Raw genomic sequence first — 19,961 nt, forward strand, 5'->3', positions numbered from 1 at the left:
GCCGCGCTCCCGCCGCGCCTTTCCTCCCGATGTCCCGTGCCGAAATGGACAAGCTCGGGTGGGATTCGTGCGACATCATCCTGATCACGGGCGACGCCTACATCGACCACCCGAGCTTCGGGATGGCGCTGGTCGGCCGCCTGCTGGAAGCGCAGGGCTATCGCGTGGGCATCATCAGCCAGCCGGACTGGACCTCGGTCGAGCCCTTCCGCGCACTGGGCAAGCCCAACCTGTACTGGGGCGTTACCGCCGGCAACATGGACTCGATGGTCAACCGCTACACGGCCGACCGCAAGATCCGTTCCGACGACGCCTATACCCCGAACGCCGAGCCGAACAAACGCCCCGACCGCGCCGTGACGGTCTATTGCCAGCGCGCCCGCGAAGCCTTCCCGGGCGTGCCGGTGATCGCCGGCAGCATCGAGGCCTCGCTGCGCCGTATCGCCCATTACGACTACTGGTCGGACAAGGTGCGCCGCTCGGTGCTGTTCGAATCGAAGGCCGACCTGCTCATCTTCGGCAATGCCGAGCGCGCGCTGGTCGACCTCACCCGCCGCATTGCCGCGGGCGAGAACATCAAGACCATCCGCGACCTGCGCGGCACCGCCTTCCTGGTGCCGCACGGCTGGCTGCCGGACGAAGAGTGGAGCGTGCACAACTCGACCCGTGTCGACGTGCCGGGCCGCGTCGACCCGCATCCGAATCCGTATGCGATGGCCCAGGAAGACACCAAGGCCTGCGCCACCGAGAACGCCAAGCCGGAACCGGAAGTGAAGCCGGTGGTCATCATGACGCGCGAGGAGCGCCAGGCCGCCGCCCGCGAAAAGGCGCGCAAGACCGTGGTGCGCCTGCCGTCCTTCGAGACCGTGAGCGAAGACCCGGTGATGTACGCGCACACCTCGCGCGTGTTCCACCTGGAGTCGAACCCCGGCAATGCGCGCGCGCTGGTGCAGCAGCACGGCGACCGCGACGTGTGGCTGAACGCGCCGCCGCTGCCCCTGGCCATGGACGAGATGGACAACGTCTACGACCTGCCGTACGCGCGCGCCCCGCACCCGAGCTATGGCAAGGCCCATATCCCGGCCTGGGAAATGATCCGCTATTCGGTCAACATCATGCGCGGCTGCTTCGGCGGCTGCACCTTCTGTTCGATCACCGAGCACGAAGGCCGTATCATCCAGAGCCGCTCGGAGCCCTCGATCCTGCGCGAGATCGAACTGATCCGCGACACCACCAAGAACTTCGCCGGCACCATCACCGACCTGGGCGGCCCGACCGCGAACATGTACCGGCTGGCCTGCAAGGACAAGAAGATCGAGGAATCCTGTCGCCGCCTGTCCTGCGTCTATCCGACCATCTGCAGCAACCTGGGCACCGACCACAGCAAGCTGATCTCGCTGTACCGCAAGGCGCGCGCGATCCCCGGCATCAAGAAGATCCTGATCGGCTCGGGCCTGCGCTACGACCTGGCGGTGCGTTCGCCGGAATACGTCAAGGAGCTGGTGACCCACCACGTGGGCGGCCTGCTGAAGATCGCGCCGGAGCATACCGAGCAGGGCACGCTGTCGAAGATGATGAAGCCGGGCATCGGCGCCTACGACGAATTCAAGCGCCTGTTCGACAAGTATTCGCTGGAGGCGGGCAAGAAGCAGTACCTGATCCCTTACTTCATCGCCGCCCACCCGGGCTGCACCGACGAGGACATGCTGAACCTGGCCCTGTGGCTGAAGAAGAACAACTTCAAGCTGGACCAGGTGCAGACCTTCACGCCGACGCCGATGGCGATGGCGACCACCATGTACCACTCGGGCAAGAACCCGCTGGCCAAGGTGACGGAAGAATCGGAAGTGGTCGAGACGGCCAAGAGCGGCAAGGTGCGCAAGCTGCACAAGGCCTTCCTGCGCTACTACGATCCGGAGAACTGGCCGATCCTGCGCGACGCCCTGAAGCGCATGGGCCGTTCGGACCTGATCGGCACCGGCGAACGCCACCTGATTCCGCCGGCGGGCGCCGAGTTCGCGCCCGAGCATGTCGTCACGCGCGACCGCAAGCGCATGCCGGGTGCGCCGATGCCGGAGCGCGAGATGGGCAAGCGCGGCCGCGACAAAGTGCAGGTGCGCGTCGAGCGTGCGCCGGCGGCGGTGGTTGCCGCGTCGTCCAAGTCCAAGCCGTCGATCCTGTCGACCATCAAGAGCAAGCCAAAAGCCGGACGCAAGTAATTCTTCAGTTAGCAGTAGAACGTCGCCCCGGCGGAGGCCGGGGTCCAAGTTGAGCGTTTGGTTAGCTTATGCAGAACTTGGGCCCCGGCCTCCGCCGGGGCGACGGTGTTTATACGCTGGCGCTCTCGAACAGCTCGCTGGCCATGCGCGCCAGGTCGTTCATCCCGCCGCCCGCGTCCAGGTGGGCGCGCAGCCAGCCTGCCTGGCCACCATCCTTCATCAGCTGCTCGATCACTTCGCAGGCCTTGCCGAAGCCCGGATCTTGCGAGCGCAGCTTCAGGCGCGTCAGGTCGGCCCGCACCGCCTCGGCGATCGGCACCGCCTTGTCGTTCTCCGGATCGATCCACTCCCCGCCCACGCCGTCGCGCGCCGCGATGAAGCGGTTCCAGGTGTACAACTCGCGGCTGCCGTTCGACGGCCAGCGCCCCGGCTGGGCGGCGAACTCCAGGCACAGCTCGCGCGCATAGCAGGCCAGCGCCGCCGCGTAGATCGGCTTGAGCGGCGTGTCCAGCACGCGCAGTTCGATGGTGCCGTATTCCGGCTTGGGCCGCACGTCCCAGTAGAAATCCTTGATGCTCTTGACGATGCCGTGCGCGGCCAGGCGGTCGAAATGCTCGCGGAAGTCCTGCCAGCTGCGGATGTGCTCGGGCTGGATGCCGCTCATCGGGAAGGCGCTCACCACATTGCTGCGCGAGCTGCAGAAGCCCGAGCTTTCGCCCTGCCAGCAGGGCGAATTGCTCGACAGCGCGATGAACAGGGGCGCGCGCTGGGTCAGCCAGGCGCACAGCCGGGTCGCCTCGTCCGCGGTGCCGGCGCCGATGTGCACATGCATGCCGAACACGGTGAACAGCTTGGCCAGGTAGCCGAACTTGCGCTCCGAGGCGAAGTAGCGTTCCTTGGGATAGATGCGCTGCTCGTTCCACTTCTGGAAGGGATGCGCGCCGCCGCCCGAGATCGAGGCGCCGACTTCGAAGGCCGCGCGCTGCACCGTGCTGCGGATGTGCTCCAGCTGCCCCGCCGCCTCGTCGAAGGACTGCAGGATCGAGGTCGCCACCTCCAGCATCGAGGTGGTGATCTCCGGCGTGTGGACCCAGGGCTTGTCCTGCTTGTCGAGCAGGCGCAGGATGTCCGGCGCGGCCGGGAACAGGTCGAAGGTCAGGCGGTCGAGCACCATCAGCTCGAGCTCGATGCCCATGGTGCCCAGGGTCGAGGGCTTGAAGTCGGGCAGGAAGGCCGGGCCTTCTCCAGACACGGCACGCGCCTGTTCGTCGGCGCTCGGCGCGCCGATCGCTTCTTCGTTGATCAAGAGTCCAGTCGTTGGTCCATTCATTGGGCACCTCCTCGGTAGGTTTCGCCCGCCAGGCGCAGGCCCAGCCAGGTCAGGCCGGGCGCCAGCAGCACGTTCAGCGCCAGCAGGATGTTCATGACGGCGGTGGACGACGGATCCAGGCCGGTATAGGCGTTCAGCGAGTTGTCGACCACCAGCCCGCCGTAGCTCACCAGGGAGCACATCGACAAGGCCATCGCATGCTTCTTGCGCTCGCTCCAGGCAGTGGCCGGCCACAGCGCGACGCGGGTGGCGGCGATGCGCACCGCGAACACCACGCAGGCCGAGACCCAGATCCAGCCTTCCAGCACCAGGCGCAGGTCGACCAGGGCGGCCGACATCAGGAACAGCAGCACGTAGCCGATGTCCTGGGCCGTCTTGAGCTGGGCCTGGAACACGTTGTCGCGCTTCTCGACGTTGCGCAGCAGGACGCCCATCAGCAGCAGCGAGAGCAGGGCGCTGGCGGCCGATATCGAACACAGGCCGAGGTCGATCAGCAGCGCGGCCAGCAGCATGCCGGGGCGCATGGTGGCGGGCACCTTGCACAGGCGGGTGGCGAGCGCATACACGCCGTAGGAGAACACGGCGATCAGCGCGCCCAGCACCAGCTTGCCGCCCTGGCGCACCAGTTCTTCGCCGAAACCGGCGGTGGCGTCGACGCCGTGGCTGCGGGTCCATGCCAGGGTCAGGCCCAGCGCCAGCAGGGCCACCAGGTTGCTGATGCCGACCATGTTGTTGGTGGCGAAGGTCGAGGTGCCGCTGGCGTTTTCGTCGGCCACCATGGAGCTGACGATCACCGGGTTCACCGCGATCAGGATCGAGCCGATGAAGATGGCCGCGCTCCAGGGCAGGCCGAGCAGGGCCAGGATGATGGCGGTGGCCGCGCCGCGCAGGACGGTGGCCAGCAGCAGGCTGGCGCCTTGGCGGCCGCTGCGCAGCAGCCAGGCCAGGTCCATCTTGCGCCCGACCTCGAACAGCACCAGGGCGGCGGCGGCGTTAAGCAGTTCCTGGAACTGGGTCAGCAGGGCGCGGTCGATCACGTCCAGGCCCGTGGCGCCGAGCAGCAGGCCGGCGATCACCGCGCCATACAGCTTGGGCACCTTGAAGCGCTGCAGCAGCAGGCCGAGCACCAGGGCCAGCATCAGGCCCGCGCCCAGCACGGCCAGCGGGGACAGCAGCCAGAGCGGCGTGGACAGTTCGTCATTCATGGCTTGCCTCCCAGGCGTGGGCCAGCGCGCTCAGCTCGCGCTCGATCAGGGCCGCGCGCTGCTTCGTGATTTCCTGCGCGCGTTCCGAGTTCCCCACCGGCGCGGCGGTGGTGACGTGGGCGCGCACGATGCCGCCGTCTTTGGGCAGGGGAATCCACAGGCGGCCCTGCACGGCATTGGCCTCCTTCCACACGGCGACGAACTTGGCGCCGGTGCGCGCCCCCGGTACGCCCGGTTCGAGCAGGGTAAAGGGCTGCAGCCATTCGGCATTCGGGAAGCGGCGCGCCAGCTGGACCTGCATGGCGCTGCGCTGTTCCTGGCGCGCGTCGTCGCGCGAATGGGGCAGGTGCAGGCGGGCCTGGGCGTTGACCGCGGTCTGCAGGTTCAGGCAGGCGCCATCCGCCAGCCAGCGCCAGGTGCCGCCGTCGAGCAGGCGCGGCTTGTCCTTCGACGACGCCAGCCAGGCCTGGAGCAGGGCGGAAGGCGCCGCCAGCTTGCCGGCGTCCAGCGCGCGCACGGCGTTGGCGACATCGTTCCAGTGCCCGGCCTGCCAGGCGCGCGTGGCGGCCCGGCTCGATGGTTCCCAGCGCCACAGCACGGCGGACCACTGCCCGTCGGGCTGGCGCCAGACCGCAGCCGCCTGCTGCATGCCGGCGGTACCCGGATTGGTGAGCAGGGCCTGGCCGGCAGCCGCGTTGTTCCAGGGCGGGATCGCCGTCGTGACCGAACGGGCCAGCTGATGCCAGGCCAGGGCGGCCGGCGTCAGGCAGCCAGCGGCGGGGGCGGGCACCGAGGCCCAGTAGAGCATCTCCACATGCCCGCTCCAGGCGCACTGGCGCACCGAGGGCTGGCCCAGGGGCGCCAGGCTGGCGCTCACGGGCGCGCTGCACTCGCGCGGGTAGGAGCCGCTGAGTTCCTTGAATTCGGCCGCGGCGGGCGCCGCTTCCTGTTTAGTCGCGGCCGCGTGCACGGAAGGCAGGGTCAGGGCGCCGGCCAGCAGGAGCAGCCGGGAAGGGCGGGTGAATGATGTGGCTGGTCGTGGAATCATGGACGTGTCGATCCCGGGCAAAACCCGGTCTGAGGATGATCGGGAAGCTGGTCTACGCCAGCTTGGCGGAGATGCGCGGCGGTCGCGCCTGCGCATCGGTTGGGGTGGTCAAGCGGCGGCGGATGCGCCTGCCGGGTCGCTGGGCGAGCGACGACCTGGCTCAAGTATAAGCCAATATTTCATTTGTTCAAATGGGCTTGTAATTTGGATATTTACAGCGCTGGGATCATTTGGCGTTGGGCGTGGGCGCTCCGCGCCGTTCGCGCGCGATGTCCAGGTCCACGCTGGCCTGGCGCGTGCGCAGCGCCCGCGCATAGCGGTGCCGTGCCCGCAGGCGCGGATTGGTGACCAGGCGCCCCAGGGTTTCGCCGATCACCATCACCACGCCCAGCAGCGGCAGCACCAGCATCAGCCCCACCACGCCGGCCAGCGCGCCGCCCACGAAGATCATCAGCACCGTCACCAGCGGATGCACGCGCAGGCTGCGTCCCAGGGTGAGCGGCATGAACACGAAGTCGTCCAGCAGGCGCACCAGCACGAATACGCCGATCGCGCCGTAGGCCACGAGGGGATTGTTGGGCGCATCGGTCGAGGCCACGATCACCACCAGCACGCAGCCGGCCACCGAGCCCACGAAAGGCACCCAGGCCAGCACCGCCGAGATCAGGCCCAGCAGCAGGGGCGAGGACACGCCGATGGTGTACAGGCCCAGCGCCAGCACGGCGGTGTCGAGCACGGTCAGCTTGAGCAGGCCTTCGAAGTAGCGGCGCGCGGTCTGGTCGACTTCGTGCAGCAGGTAGAGCGAGCGTTCGAAGTAGGCGTTGGGCACCGCGCGCGCCAGGAATTTCTTGAAGCGCAGGCCGTCGCGCAGGAAGAAGAAGGTGAGGAAGGGCACCAGCAGCATCAGCGGCACCCAGGTCGCCACGCCGACCAGGATCTCGCCCAGGTGCTCCTGCGCGAAGTTGTCGGTGTAGGTGCGGAAGGCCTTGTTGACGGTCGAGGTCAGGCGCATCTCCGCCAGCACCGGGAAGCGCGCTTCCAGCAGGGTCATGGTGTTGTGCACGAAGGCCACGCCGCCATCCAGGTAGAGGCCGATGGTCTTTTCCCAAGAGTCTTCTTCCGGGCCGTGGCTCCAGCTCAGGATCGCCGCCAGCGCCAACGAGGCAAGCGAGAAGAACAGCAGGCAGACCCACATCGCGGCGGCGTTGCGGCCATAGCCGGCGCGCACCATGCGCTGCATCGGCCCCAGCAGGATGTAGTGCAGCACGGTGCCGAAGATGAAGGGCAGGGCCAGCCACAGCAGCTTGTTCACCACCAGCAGCAGCACGCAGGTGACGGCGATGATGCCGGTCCAGACGATGGGGCCGGCGCGTTCGCTCTCGTTCATAGCGCTTCCAGCTGCGGACGCCCTGTGCCCATCCATTCGCGCAGGCGGCGGCCGATGTGGCGCGCCAGCGCCAGCGAGATCTTGTAGCCGATCACGGTGTCGGTTTCCATCAGGCCGAGGAAGTCGGCGCGGAAAAACACCGCCATTTCGCAGGGCTCGATGGCGCGCGCCTGGGCGTTGCGGGGCGAGTTGTCGAGCAGGGCCAGGTCGCCGAAGAAGCCGCCCGGCTCCAGCTCGGCCACGACCTGGACCGTGCCCTCGTGCAGGCGGGTGATGCGCACCCGGCCGCTCATCAGGAGGTAGAGCGCCTGGCCTTCCTCGCCCTCGTCGAAGATGATTTCGTCCTTCAGGTAGCGCCGTTCGTGCAGCAGGCCGTCGACGATCTTCAGTTCCAGCGGTGTCAGTGTGCTGAACAGCGCCGTGTTCTTCAGGCGGTGCAGGCGCGGCGACATCTGAGGGGGCTTGAGGAAACCGAAAATCACGAACGCTCCAGTGCGGTCAAGAATTAATGTTGTCTGTTGATTATCCCCTAACGCATGCTGCCGCGCATCAAAAAAGCGCCCCCTGCGAGGTGGGGTGTCGCAGCTTGTCCAAAAGACTTCAAACGTGCGCGCCGCACACGGCAAAAGCGTGTACCATAATTCTTTGCGGCAATATATGTTATGTGAATAACATAGTTGTCGCTTCACCCATGAAGGATGGGCCGTGATCGACACCCACACTTTTCTGCTCGCGCTCGGCATCGGCAACATCGCCTTTGCCGTCCTGATGGCAGGCTATACCTTCGGCGCCAAGCCGAACCCCGGCCTGCGCCTGTGGATGTGGGCGCGGCTCGGCATGGGGGCGAGCCAGCTCCTCGGCTGGATGCGTCCGCAACTGGGCCTGGCGCTGCCGCCCGGCGTCGAGGGCGTGGCCTGGATTCTCGCCGTATCGGCCGAAGTGGCGGCCTATTGCCTGTTCTTCGAATTTACGCGCTGGGGCCGCTTGCTGCTGCCGATCACCGCGCTGTCCTCGGCCATCGTGCTGGCCGCCGGCAGCATGGGCGCCAGCCACGGCCAGCTGGGGACCATGGTGGCCTGCGTAGTGGCGCTGTTCGCCGCGACCATGGCCTGGATCCTGCTGCGCCCGCGCCGCTTCAGCACGCGCTTCGCCGCCGGCCTGCGCAGCGCCTCGCCGCTGCAGCTGATCATCGGCGTCAACGATGCGCTGTTCGCGCTGGCTGTCGGCTGGTCGGCCTGGTCCGGCATCCAGGGGGGCGCGCTGTTTGGCCAGGGCGATTCTTATGAATTCGCCTACCTGATGGGCTACCTCCTGATGATCGTGAACGGCTTCGGCTTCCTGCTGCTGTGCAAGCAGAAGGACGATGCCGAGATGGCGCGCCTGGCCACCACCGATTTCCTGACCGGACTGCCCAACCGCCACGCCTTCCTCGAGCGCGCCGAGCAGGCGCGCCTGGCGGCCCAGCGCCAGCGCCGTCCGCTCGCCCTGATGATGATCGACATCGACCACTTCAAGCAGCTCAACGACCGCTGGGGCCATGCGAGCGGCGACGAGGCGCTGATGGTGTTCGCCCGCACCGCGCGCGCCGTGCTGCGCGAGCACGAGACCATCGGCCGCCTGGGCGGGGAAGAGTTCGCGATGATCATGCCGGGCGCCGACCTCGACGGCGCGGTGCAGGCGGCCCAGCGCCTGCGCGTGGCGGTGCGCAATGCGACCGTGATCACGAGCGGTCCGTCGTACACGATGACGGTGAGTATCGGCGTGGTGGTGCTGGATCCGAACGAGGACTTGAGCGCGGCCTTGGCGCGCGCCGATCATGCACTGTATGCGGCAAAACGCGACGGACGTGATCGCGTCGAGATCGGCCATCCGGAACTGCGCCGCGCATGAAGAAAAAGGAAAAGGAAAAAGAAAAAGGTCCGCCGAAGCGAACCTTTTTCTTTGATGCTGGCGGAGCGGACGGGGCTCGAACCCGCGACCCCCGGCGTGACAGGCCGGTATTCTAACCAACTGAACTACCGCTCCGTTTACTCTGATCATTACTTCGATCAACCATCTGATGCTTGGTGGGCGCTGAGAGGGTCGAACTCCCGACCTAATCCTTGTAAGGGATCCGCTCTACCAACTGAGCTAAGCGCCCGTTCTCTCTATCAGAGGTTTCTGTCTGACGTTTGTCATCACGTCCGAAGAGGCCCGAATTATAGAGGTTGGAATTCGGTGTGTGCAAGGGTTTTTCGAAAAAAAGTTAAAAAGGCTTTTCACTCTTCGCCATCCAATGTTCGCATGCGTCGTAAGCAAGTTTCCGGTGGCAGATATTTACTTGCCCTAGGACATGGCCTTGTTTGTGTCATGAACGGCCGCGCGGCCTGGCCGGCGATCAAAAGTATAGGATGATTATTTATCGGGAGTTAATGCTTGGATGCACACATATGCGCGCGGCATAGGCGATTTTGGCATTGAAAATTTTGCCTTTCTTGAAAACGACAGAATAAATCATGTTTCTGTCGCAGACGTCCGTGCAGATGTTGTAAATACAACTCATTCGCTAAAAATTTCTGCTCGGTGATTCTTCCTTTCCGGATACGCTGCTCTCGCCACTTCAGATGGCACCGGTCCTGCCGGTTACAGCAACTATACAGGCGAGCAATCGCTTGACGGAAAACCAAACATAAGGAAGAAGCATGAAGCACTCGCATTCGATTCATCCAGCAATGTTGAAACTCTGCGCAGCGGTCTCGCTGGCAGTCGTCTCGGTCTCGGCCAGCGCAGGCGCCGGCAACGGCAAGCCGGTCCCGGGCCTGATGGAAACCGACCGCATCATCGTGAAATACAAGGATTCGGCCGCCGCCATGAAGGGCGTGGCGAAGGTTGCCGGCATGACCAGCGACCGCAAGGCCAAGCTGGACCGCGCAGGCCAGCAGTTCGGCATGACCGTCCGTGAAAGCCACACGATTTCGACGGGCGCCCATGTGTTCAAGCTGAACGGCAAGCGCGGCCTGAAGGACGTGCAGGCCCTGGCCGCCGAAATGATGGCGCGCGACTCGAACATCGAGTACGCCGAGCCGGACCGCATCATGACCCACATGGCGACCGCCAACGACCCGATGTACAGCCAGCAGTGGCATTACACCGACGCCACCGGCGGCCTGCGCCTGCCGACCGCCTGGGACAAGTCGACCGGCACCGGCGTGGTCGTCGCCGTGATCGACACCGGCTACCGTCCGCACGCCGACCTGAGCGGCCAGATCCTGCAGGGCTACGACTTCATCGGCGACACCTTCGTGTCGAACGACGGTAACGGCCGCGACAGCGATGCGAGCGACCCGGGCGATGCGATCGCCATCGGCGAGTGCGGCAATGGCGAACCGACCCGCGCCCAGACCTCGAGCTGGCACGGCACCCACGTGGCCGGCACCGTGGCCGCGCGCACCAACAACAGCCTGGGCGTCGCCGGCGTTGCCTACAACGCCAAGATCGTTCCGGCCCGCGTGCTGGGCAAGTGCGGCGGCTACACCTCGGACATCGCCGACGCGATCACCTGGACCTCCGGTGGTACCGTGACCGGCGTGCCGGCCAACGCCAACAAGGCGCGCGTGCTGAACCTGTCGCTGGGCGGCGGCGGTGCTTGCGATTCGACCACCCAGGCTGCGATCAACGGCGCCCGTTCGCGCGGCGCAGTCGTTGTCGTCGCGGCTGGTAACGATGCGATGAACGTCAGCAACGCCAGCCCGGCGAACTGCTCGGGCGTGATCGCCGTGGCCGCAACCGGCAAGACCGGCGGCCGTGCCTCGTACTCGAACTACGGCACCCTGGTCGACGTGGCCGGACCGGGCGGCGACGGCAGCTACAGCGTGCTGTCGACCCTGAACTCGGGCACCGGCGCACCGGCATCGGACAACTACGCCGGCTATCAGGGCACCTCGATGGCGACCCCGCACGTCGCCGGCGTGGCTGCGCTGATGCTGGCAGTGAACTCGTCGCTGACCCCGGACGACATCGAATCCAAGCTGAAGTCGACCGCGCGCGCCTTCCCGGCTTCGTGCTCGGGCTGCGGCACCGGCATCGTCGACGCGACCGCCGCGGTCAACTCGGCGGTGATCATCGATCCGCCGCCAAGCACCGAAACCGAGTCGAACAACACGATGGGCACCGCCAACATGGTGAGCACCAGCGGCACCACCATGAGCGGCAACATGGGCAGCAGCACCGACACCGACTACTTCCGTGTCGATCTGCCGGCAGGCAAGACCCTGAGCGCGGTCCTGACCCCGAACAGCAGCTCGGACTACGACCTGCACGTGTACAACAGCGCCGGCACCCTGCTGGGCAAGAGCGAGAACGGCACCGGCGCGGTCGACAGCTACAACTCGGCCAACACCGGCACCACCACCTCGACCCGCTATGTGCGCGTCGTGTACTACAGCGGCGGCACCGGCTCGGTCAGCGGCAAGTACACCCTCAAGATGACCTGGTAAGTCCTTCTCGCTCTGCCGGCAACGGCAAATCCATAGCGAAACGCGCGGCCTCGGCTGCGCGTTTTTTATTTCCTGGTTTGATGCTGATCAATGCCGTTTCAGAGGGATTGCCGACATTTCTGCCCTTTGAAAACCAACAGTGTCATGTGAATACTTATCCGAGAATTACCCCGTTCGCGCCGCACGCACGTGCAGTAAGCACAAAGTTGGCATCAAAAATTTTGCTTATTTAACTTTCGTCCGAAGAAATTATGTTTTTGAAAAATATGTACGTATAGGTGTTGTGAAATCGCCGAATTCAATTCGAATTTCCCAGCGCTACCTCTTCCGTTCGCGATACGCTGGCTTCGCCGCATCCAGACGGCACCGGCATGACCGGTTAAACCAACTATACAGGCGAGCAATCGCTTGACGGAAAACCAAACATAAGGAAGAACCATGAAGCACTCGCATTCGATTCATCCGGCAATGTTGAAACTCTGCGCAGCAGTCTCGCTGGCGGTTGCCTCGGCCTCGGCCGTGGCAGGCGCCGGCAACGGTAATGTGGTCCCGGGCCTGATGGAAACCGACCGCATCATCGTCAAGTACAAGGATTCGATGCCGGCCGCCAAGGGCATGGCCAAGGCGGCCGCCATGAGCGGCGACCGCAAGGCCAAGCTGGACCGTGCAGGCCAGCAGTTCGGTATGACCGTTCGCGAAAGCCACACGATTTCGACGGGCGCCCATGTGTTCAAGCTGAACGGCAAGCGCGGCCTGAAGGACGTGCAGGCCCTGGCCGCCGAAATGATGGCGCGCGACTCGAACATCGAGTACGCCGAGCCGGACCGCATCATGACCCACATGGCGACCGCCAACGACCCGATGTACAGCCAGCAGTGGCACTACACCGACGCCACCGGCGGCCTGCGCCTGCCGACCGCCTGGGACAAGTCGACCGGCACCGGCGTGGTCGTCGCCGTGATCGACACCGGCTACCGTCCGCACGCCGACCTGAGCGGCCAGATCCTGCAGGGCTACGACTTCATCGGCGACACCTTCGTGTCGAACGACGGCAACGGCCGCGACACCGACGCCAGCGACCCGGGCGATGCGATCGCCATCGGCGAATGCGGCGGCGGCCAGCCGACCCGCGCCCAGAACTCCAGCTGGCACGGCACCCACGTGGCCGGCACCATCGCCGCCCGCACCAACAACAGCCTGGGCGTCGCCGGCGTCGCCTACAACGCCAAGATCGTCCCGGCCCGCGTGCTGGGCAAGTGCGGCGGCTATACCTCGGACATCGCCGACGCGATCACCTGGACTTCGGGCGGCGCCGTCTCGGGCGTGCCGACCAACGCCAACAAGGCCAAGGTCCTGAACCTGTCGCTGGGCGGCAGCGGCGCCTGCGATTCGACCACCCAGAGCGCGATCAACGGCGCCCGCTCGCGCGGCGCCGTGGTCGTCGTCGCGGCCGGTAACGATGCGATGAACGTCAGCAACGCCAGCCCGGCCAACTGCTCGGGCGTGATCGCCGTGGCGGCGACCGGCAAGACCGGCGGCCGTGCCTCGTACTCGAACTACGGCACCCTGGTCGACGTGGCCGCTCCTGGCGGCGACGGCAGCTACAGCGTGCTGTCGACCCTGAACTCGGGCACCACCTCGCCGGCATCGGACAACTACGCAGGCTACCAGGGCACCTCGATGGCGACCCCGCACGTCGCCGGCACCGCCGCGCTGATGTTCGCCGTGAACTCGGCGCTGACTCCGGACGACATCGAGTCCAAGCTGAAGTCGACCGCACGCGCCTTCCCGGCATCGTGCTCGGGCTGCGGCACCGGCATCGTCGACGCGACCGCTGCGGTCGACTCGGCGCTGGGCGGCGGCGGCACCGGCACTACCCTGGCTGAAAGCGAGTCGAACAACACGACCGGCACCGCCGACCTCGTGACCGTCAGCGGCACCACCGTCAACGCCAACATGGGCAGCTCGACCGACACCGACTATTTCCGTGTCGATCTGCCGGCAGGCAAGACCCTGAGCTCGGTCCTGACCCCGAACGGCAGCTCGGACTACGACCTGTACGTGTACAACAGCGCCGGCACCCTGCTGGGCAAGAGCGAGAACGGCACCGGCTCGGTCGACAGCTACAACACGACCAACACCGGCACCGGCACCCTGGCCCGCTATGTGCGCGTGGTGTACTACAGCGGCGGTACCGGCTCGACCAGCGGCGCCTACACCCTGAAACTGAGCTGGTAAGTCCTGCTCGCCGCGCCGGCAACGGCGATGCGACGACCAACGCGCGGCCTCGGCCGCGCGTTTTTTATTGTGCGCTTCACATGGGGCCAAAGCGACGATGGCTGATTGTTACGGGAAATATTTTGTGAAATTAACGTTCTTCCGAAGAAACGATGTTTTTCAAAAATTTGTGATTTTTGGTGTGGTGAAACAACCGAATTCGCTACGATTTCGGCTGCGTTACCTCTTCCTTTCGCGATAACCTGCACCGTTCTCATCCAGACGTACAGCGTCATCGCTGACGAAACTCAAGGTAAGGAAGAAGATGAAGCGTGCAATGCATCCGGTAATGTTGAAACTCTGCGCAGCAGTCTCGCTGGCCGCAGCCTCGGTCTCGGCCGTGGCAGGCGTCGGCAACGGTAATGTGGTCCCGGGCTCGATGGAAACCGACCGCATCATCGTCAAGTACAAGGATTCGATGCCGGCCGACGCCGCCAAGGGCCTGGCCAGGGCCGCCGCCATGAGCGGCGACCGCAAGGCCAAGCTGGACCGTGCGGGCCAGCAGTTCGGCACGACCGTGAGCGAAAGCCACACCATCTCGACCGGCGCCCACGTGTTCAAGCTGAACGGCAAGCGCGGCCTCAAGGACGTGCAGGCGCTGGCAGCCGAAATGATGGCCCGCGACCCGAACATCGAGTACGCGGAGCCGGACCGCATCATGACCCACATGGCGACCGCTAACGATCCGCTCTACACCCAGCAGTGGCACTACACCGACGCCACCGGCGGCCTGCGCCTGCCGGCCGCCTGGGACAAGTCGACCGGCAGCGGCGTGGTCGTGGCCGTGATCGACACCGGCTACCGCCCGCACGCCGACCTGAGCGGCCAGTTCCTGCAAGGCTATGACTTCATCCGCGACACCTTCATCGCCAACGATGGCAACGGCCGCGACAGCGATGCGAGCGACCCGGGCGACGCCATCGCGATCGGCGAATGCGGCAATGGCCAGCCGACCCAGAACAGGACCTCGAGCTGGCACGGCACCCACGTGGCCGGCACCATCGCCGCGCGCACCAACAACAGCTCCGGCGTTGCCGGCGTGGCCTACAACGCCAAGATCGTCCCGGCCCGCGTGCTCGGCAAGTGCGGCGGCTACACCTCGGACATCGCCGACGCGATCACCTGGACCTCGGGCGGCAGCGTGACCGGCGTGCCGGCCAACGCCAACAAGGCCAAGGTCCTGAACCTGTCGCTGGGCGGCAGCGGCGCCTGCGACTCGACTACCCAGACCGCGATCAACGGCGCCCGCTCGCGCGGCGCGGTGGTGGTCGTGGCCGCCGGTAACAGCGCGATGAACGTCAGCAATTCGAACCCGGCCAACTGCGCGGGCGTGATCGCCGTGGCGGCGACCGGCAAGACCGGCGGCCGTGCTTCCTACTCGAACTATGGCACTTTGATCGACGTGGCGGCGCCTGGCGGCGACGGCGGCTATCCGGTGATCTCGACCCTGAACTCGGGCACCGGCGCACCGGCATCGGACAACTACGCCGGCTACCAGGGCACCTCGATGGCGACCCCGCACGTGGCCGGCACCGCGGCCCTGATGCTGGCCGTGAACCCGGCGCTGACCCCGGACGGCATCGAGTCCAAGCTGAAGTCGAGCGCGCGCGCCTTCCCGGTGGCCTGCTCGGGCTGCGGCGCCGGCATCGTCGATGCCACCGCCGCGGTCGCTGCGGCGCAGGGCGCAAGCGTCGGCACGGCTATGGCGGAAACCGAGGGGAACAACATGATGTCCACCGCCAACCAGGTCACCGCCAGCGGCAGCACCGTGACCGGCTATATCGGCAATGGCGCCGACACCGATTACTTCCGTGTCGATCTGCCGGCAGGCAAGACCCTGTCTTCCTACCTGGCCCCGAACAGCACGGCGAACTACAACCTGTACGTGTACAACAGCGCAGGCGCCCTGATGGGCCAGAGCGTGAACGGCATCGGCATGACCGACACCGTGCACTCGGCGAACACCGGCACCACCACGTCGATTCGCTATGTGCGGGTCGTGTACTACACCGGTACCACCGGCGCCGCCACCAGCGGCGGCAAGTACACACTGAAGCTCACCTGGTAAGCCTTCCGCCGGCTTGCCGGCACGGCAGTGCGCATGGAGCGCGGCTTCGGCCGCGCTTTTTTTGCGCCCGAAGGACCTGGTTCTTCCGTGACAGCTTAGCTTGCAACAATTTAATTTTCAGTCGATACTGTATGCAATTACAGTAGTGTGCCCCGGTCTGGGGCGGCCTCGATGAACGCCCCGGTCCGAAAAATCATCCATTGCGACTGCGATTGTTTCTACGCATCCGTCGAGATGCGGGATGATCCGTCCCTGCGCGGCCGGCCCCTGGCGGTCGGCGGGCGGCCCGACCAGCGCGGCGTGATCGCCACCTGCAACTACGAAGCGCGGCGCTTCGGCATCCATTCGGCCATGGCCACCGCCCAGGCCATGAAGCTGTGCCCGGACCTGCTGGTGATTCCGCCTGCGATGGAGAAGTACCGCATCGCCTCGCGCCAGATCATGGACATCTACCGCGACTACACCGAGCTGGTGGAGCCGCTCTCGCTCGACGAAGCCTATCTCGACGTCAGCGATTCCCCCCACTGCAAGGGCAGCGCCACCCTGATCGCGCAAGAGATCCGGCGCCGCATCCTCGAGACCGTCGGCATCACCGCCTCGGCCGGCGTGGCGCCCAACAAGTTCGTGGCCAAGATCGCCAGCGACTGGAACAAGCCGGACGGCCTGTTCCTGGTGCGCCCGGAGGAGGTGGACGCCTTCGTGGCCGCGCTGCCCGTCAAGAAGCTCTATGGCGTGGGCAAGGTGACGGCGGAAAAGATGAACCGCTTGGGCCTGCAGACCTGCGCCGACCTGCGCGGCTGGAGCATGGACCGCCTGCACGAGCACTTCGGCAGCTTCGGCGCGCGCCTGTACGACCTGTCGCGCGGTGTCGACCACCGCCCGGTGAACACCTCGCGCGAGCGCAAGTCGATCAGCACCGAGGAAACCTATACCCCGGACGTGCCCGACCTGCCGGCCTGCCTGAAGCTGCTGCCCGAGCTGGTCGAGCATTTGCTCGGCCGCATCAAGCGCGCCGGCGCCGAAAAATTCATCAACAAGCTGTTCGTGAAGATCAAGTTCGCGGACTTCCAGCAGACCACGGTGGAGTGTGTTGGCTATGCGCCACATATTCCGACCTACGCCCACCTGATGGAAACCGGCTGGCTGCGCGCCGCCAAGCCGGTGCGCCTCCTCGGCGTCGGCGTCCGGCTGAGCGACGCGGAAATCGTCGAGCAGCTGCGCCTGTTTGACGACCTGACAACATAAAAATTTTTTCCGGCATTGACGCTTGGCATCGGCGTAGAATGTCGTTCCCTTGAAATACTGAAACAATCGGATAACAGCGTATGTGGTTCAAGAATCTCCAGATTTATCGCCTGCCCGCTCCCTGGGCATTCAACCCGGAACAGATGGAAGAAGCGCTCCAGCCGCAGGCGTTCACGCCTGCCAGCAGCAACGAGCTGCTGCGCCAGGGCTGGGATTCGCCGCGCGGCAACGGCAAGCTGGTCCACGTGGTCAACAAGCAGATGCTGATGATGCTGGGCACCGAGAAGAAGCTGCTGCCTTCGTCGGTCATCAACCAGGTGGCCAAGGCCAAGGCGGCCGAGCTGGAAGAGCAGCAGGGCTTCCCGCCGGGTAAGAAGGCGATGAAGGAACTGAAGGAACGCGTGGCCGACGAACTGCTGCCGCGCGCCTTCTCGATCCGCAGCAACGTCTGGGTCTGGATCGACCCGGTCAACGGCTGGCTGGTGGTCGACGCCGCCAGCCCGGCCAAGGCCGACGACGTGGTCAAGCTGCTGCTCAAGGCGGTCGACCGCATGCCGCTGGAATCGCTGCGCGTGCAGCGCTCGCCGGTGGCCGTGATGACCGGCTGGCTGGAAGCCGACGAAGCGCCGTATGGCTTCACCATCGACCAGGACACCGAACTGCGCGCCACCGGCGAAAGCCGCGCCGCGGTGCGCTACGTGAAGCACACCCTGGAGCCGGACGACATCCGCCGCCACATCGCCGCCGGCAAGCAGTGCACCCGCCTGGCCATGACCTGGAACGACCGCATCAGCTTCGTGCTGACCGAGTCGCTGGCGATCAAGGGCGTCAAGCCGCTGGACGTGATCAAGGAAGGCGAAGCGCCGACCTACAGCGACGACGAGCGTTTCGACAACGACATCGTGCTGATGACGGGCGAGATGGCCAAGCTGCTGGCCGACGTGGTGGAAGCCCTCGGCGGCGAAGCCAAGGCCTAAGCGCCCATCGCCATTGCTGCGCCGGCGCTCCTGCCGCCGGCGCGCTCACTTCTCCGCCGCGACCTCGTCGCTCGTGGCCGGTTCCTTGCCCGCGCCTTCCGGCTGTGCATCCGAATAAGTCGGCCCTTGCCGGTGCTTGTGCGGAGCCGGCTTGCCCTCCAGAGGCGGCAAGGCCCTGGCCTGCTCCAGGTCTATCCCCGCGATCTCCGCCACCCGGCGTCCGTAATCCTCGTCGCAATGCCACAGGTGCCAGACCATGCGCAGCTGTATCGGCTGAGGACATTTCTTGAGATCGCCCCCGACGTTGTTCACCAGTTCGTCGCGCTCCCAGTCCTGGAAGGTCCGGTAGCGTTCGCCCGCCTGCCGGTAGTCGTCGGCCGTGCGGCTGGTCTGGTAGCGGCCCAGGTGCCCCTCGACGTACTGGTGGTAATCGTGGGCCGGCTGCGGCGCTTCCCGGTAGCCGCCCATGATGCTGGGCTCGTAGTTGATGTGCTTGTCCTCGCCGCGGTTGTCGACGTAGTAGGCCATCTGGCCGTCGCGCTGGTTGGTGCGCGCCATCGCGTTTTCCTGGGGTGCGTTGATCGGCAGCTGGAGGTAGTTCGCGCCCACGCGGTAGCGCTGGGTGTCCGAATAGGACAGGGTGCGTCCCTGCAGCATCTTGTCGTCGGAAAAATCGACGCCGTCCACCAGCACTCCGGTGCCGAAGGCCGACTGCTCGGTCTCCGCGAACACGTTGTCCGGATTCTTGTTCAGCACCAGGCGGCCCACCGGCAGCAGCGGGAACTTGTCCTCCGGCCAGCGCTTGGTGTCGTCGAGCGGATCGAAGTCGAGCTCGGGATGTTCGCCGTCGCTCATGATCTGCACGCAGAATTCCCATTCCGGAAAGTCGCCGCGTTCGATCGCCTCGTAGAGGTCGCGCGTGGCATGGCTGGTGTCGTGGGCCTGGATCTCGGCGGCTTGGGCTGCCGTGAGGTTGCGCACGCCTTGCTTGGGCTCGAAGTGGAACTTGACCAGGTGGGCCACGCCCTGGTCGTTGACCAGCTTGTAGGTGTTCACGCCCGAGCCTTCCATCTCGCGGTAGTTGGCCGGGATGCCCCAGGGGCTCTTGACCCAGGTGACCATGTGCAGGGCTTCCGGGTGGCTGCAGATGAAGTCGTAGAAGCGCCAGGGCTCCTGCTGGTTGGTGACGGGGTCGGGCTTGAAGGCGTGGATCATGTCCGGAAACTTGATCGCGTCGCGGATGAAGAAGACCTTCAGGTTGTTGCCCACCAGGTCCCAGTTGCCCTCGACGGTCTTGAACTTGATGGCGAAGCCGCGCGGATCGCGCGCCGTCTCGGGCGATTCCTTCGCGCCGATCACGGTGGAGAAGCGCACGAACACCGGGGTCTGCACGCCGGCCTCGATGAGCACGCGGGCGCGCGTGTACTTGCCGGCGGGTTCGCCGCCGATCGTGCCGTAGGCTTCGAACACGCCGTGGGCGCCGGTGCCGCGCGCGTGCACCACGCGTTCCGGAATCCGCTCGCGGTCGAAGTGCGTGATCTTTTCGATGAACTGGTAGTTCTCGAGCGTGGCCGGCCCGCGTTCGCCGACGGAACGCATGGACTGGTTGTCGCGGACCGGGTGTCCCTGGCGGGTGGTCAGCGTAGGTCGCTGCTCGCTCATTGCGCTCTCCTCTTTCTCGGACGGTGGAAGAGGGCAGTATAGGAAGGGCAAGCGAAGGGCAGCGCGCG

Annotated in this window: 13 protein-coding genes and 2 tRNA genes; 7 read left to right on the forward strand and 8 right to left on the reverse strand. The window is 65.7% G+C overall.

Features of this window, described 5'->3' with window-relative positions; genetic code table 11:
* Positions 1–29 precede the first annotated feature (29 nt).
* Complete coding sequence (locus J8847_RS13110; protein WP_211525160.1) at positions 30–2,219, forward strand: YgiQ family radical SAM protein; 2,190 nt, start codon at positions 30–32, stop codon at positions 2,217–2,219.
* A gap of 109 nt (positions 2,220–2,328) precedes the next feature.
* Here the strand turns inward: J8847_RS13110 and J8847_RS13115 are convergent, their stop codons facing one another.
* The 5 genes from J8847_RS13115 to J8847_RS13135 all read right to left on the reverse strand — a co-directional run bounded on the left by J8847_RS13115 (position 2,329) and on the right by J8847_RS13135 (position 7,671).
* The gene (locus J8847_RS13115; protein WP_211525161.1) at positions 2,329–3,549 is read right to left on the reverse strand and encodes a YbdK family carboxylate-amine ligase; all 1,221 of its coding nucleotides are present in this window, start codon (positions 3,547–3,549) and stop codon (positions 2,329–2,331) included.
* Complete coding sequence (locus J8847_RS13120) at positions 3,546–4,754, reverse strand: cation:proton antiporter (RefSeq protein ID WP_211525162.1); 1,209 nt, start codon at positions 4,752–4,754, stop codon at positions 3,546–3,548. Before J8847_RS13120 ends, J8847_RS13115 begins: the two co-directional genes overlap by 4 nt.
* A complete protein-coding gene (locus tag J8847_RS13125; RefSeq protein ID WP_211525163.1) occupies positions 4,747–5,802 on the reverse strand; it encodes a hypothetical protein in 1,056 nt (351 codons plus the stop codon). Before J8847_RS13125 ends, J8847_RS13120 begins: the two co-directional genes overlap by 8 nt.
* Before the next feature lie 226 nt (positions 5,803–6,028).
* Positions 6,029–7,189, reverse strand: coding sequence for an AI-2E family transporter (locus J8847_RS13130; RefSeq protein ID WP_211525164.1), 1,161 nt, complete (start codon positions 7,187–7,189; stop codon positions 6,029–6,031).
* Positions 7,186–7,671 (reverse strand): cyclic nucleotide-binding domain-containing protein, encoded by a 486-nt coding sequence (locus tag J8847_RS13135; protein WP_211525165.1) that lies wholly within the window; start codon positions 7,669–7,671, stop codon positions 7,186–7,188. Before J8847_RS13135 ends, J8847_RS13130 begins: the two co-directional genes overlap by 4 nt.
* 223 nt (positions 7,672–7,894) lie before the next feature.
* Here J8847_RS13135 and J8847_RS13140 point away from each other — a divergent pair, with 223 nt between their 5' ends.
* Positions 7,895–9,079, forward strand: coding sequence for a GGDEF domain-containing protein (locus J8847_RS13140; RefSeq protein ID WP_211525166.1), 1,185 nt, complete (start codon positions 7,895–7,897; stop codon positions 9,077–9,079).
* Positions 9,080–9,137: 58 nt separating this feature from the next.
* On the opposite strand, the gene J8847_RS13145 is transcribed toward J8847_RS13140, so the two are convergent.
* Together J8847_RS13145 and J8847_RS13150 are read right to left on the reverse strand one after the other, a co-directional pair.
* Positions 9,138–9,214, reverse strand: a tRNA-Asp gene (locus tag J8847_RS13145).
* A 39-nt stretch (positions 9,215–9,253) separates the two neighbouring features.
* Positions 9,254–9,329 (reverse strand) — tRNA-Val (locus J8847_RS13150).
* A gap of 541 nt (positions 9,330–9,870) precedes the next feature.
* On the opposite strand from J8847_RS13150, the gene J8847_RS13155 reads away from it, so the two are divergent.
* The 5 genes from J8847_RS13155 to J8847_RS13175 all read left to right on the forward strand — a co-directional run bounded on the left by J8847_RS13155 (position 9,871) and on the right by J8847_RS13175 (position 18,231).
* Positions 9,871–11,664 (forward strand): S8 family peptidase, encoded by a 1,794-nt coding sequence (locus J8847_RS13155; protein ID WP_229429711.1) that lies wholly within the window; start codon positions 9,871–9,873, stop codon positions 11,662–11,664.
* A 438-nt stretch (positions 11,665–12,102) separates the two neighbouring features.
* Positions 12,103–13,902 carry a S8 family peptidase gene (locus J8847_RS13160; protein ID WP_229512794.1) on the forward strand — a complete coding sequence of 600 codons (1,800 nt, stop codon included), beginning with the start codon at positions 12,103–12,105 and terminating at the stop codon, positions 13,900–13,902.
* A 328-nt stretch (positions 13,903–14,230) separates the two neighbouring features.
* Positions 14,231–16,009 (forward strand): S8 family peptidase, encoded by a 1,779-nt coding sequence (locus J8847_RS13165; protein WP_211525167.1) that lies wholly within the window; start codon positions 14,231–14,233, stop codon positions 16,007–16,009.
* Positions 16,010–16,180: 171 nt separating this feature from the next.
* Positions 16,181–17,254: a DNA polymerase IV gene (gene dinB, locus J8847_RS13170; protein WP_211525168.1), complete on the forward strand. Its 1,074-nt coding sequence runs from the start codon at positions 16,181–16,183 to the stop codon at positions 17,252–17,254.
* A gap of 80 nt (positions 17,255–17,334) precedes the next feature.
* Positions 17,335–18,231, forward strand: a complete 897-nt coding sequence (locus tag J8847_RS13175; protein ID WP_211522478.1) for a recombination-associated protein RdgC — start codon at positions 17,335–17,337, stop codon at positions 18,229–18,231.
* Between the two features lie 45 nt (positions 18,232–18,276).
* Here J8847_RS13175 and J8847_RS13180 read toward each other — a convergent pair whose 3' ends face one another.
* On the reverse strand, positions 18,277–19,893 hold the full coding sequence (locus tag J8847_RS13180; RefSeq protein ID WP_211525169.1) for a catalase: 1,617 nt from the start codon (positions 19,891–19,893) through the stop codon (positions 18,277–18,279).
* Positions 19,894–19,961: the final 68 nt, after the last annotated feature.

It is taken from the genome of Massilia sp. AB1, from assembly GCF_018119385.1.
GTDB lineage: Bacteria > Pseudomonadota > Gammaproteobacteria > Burkholderiales > Burkholderiaceae_D > Telluria.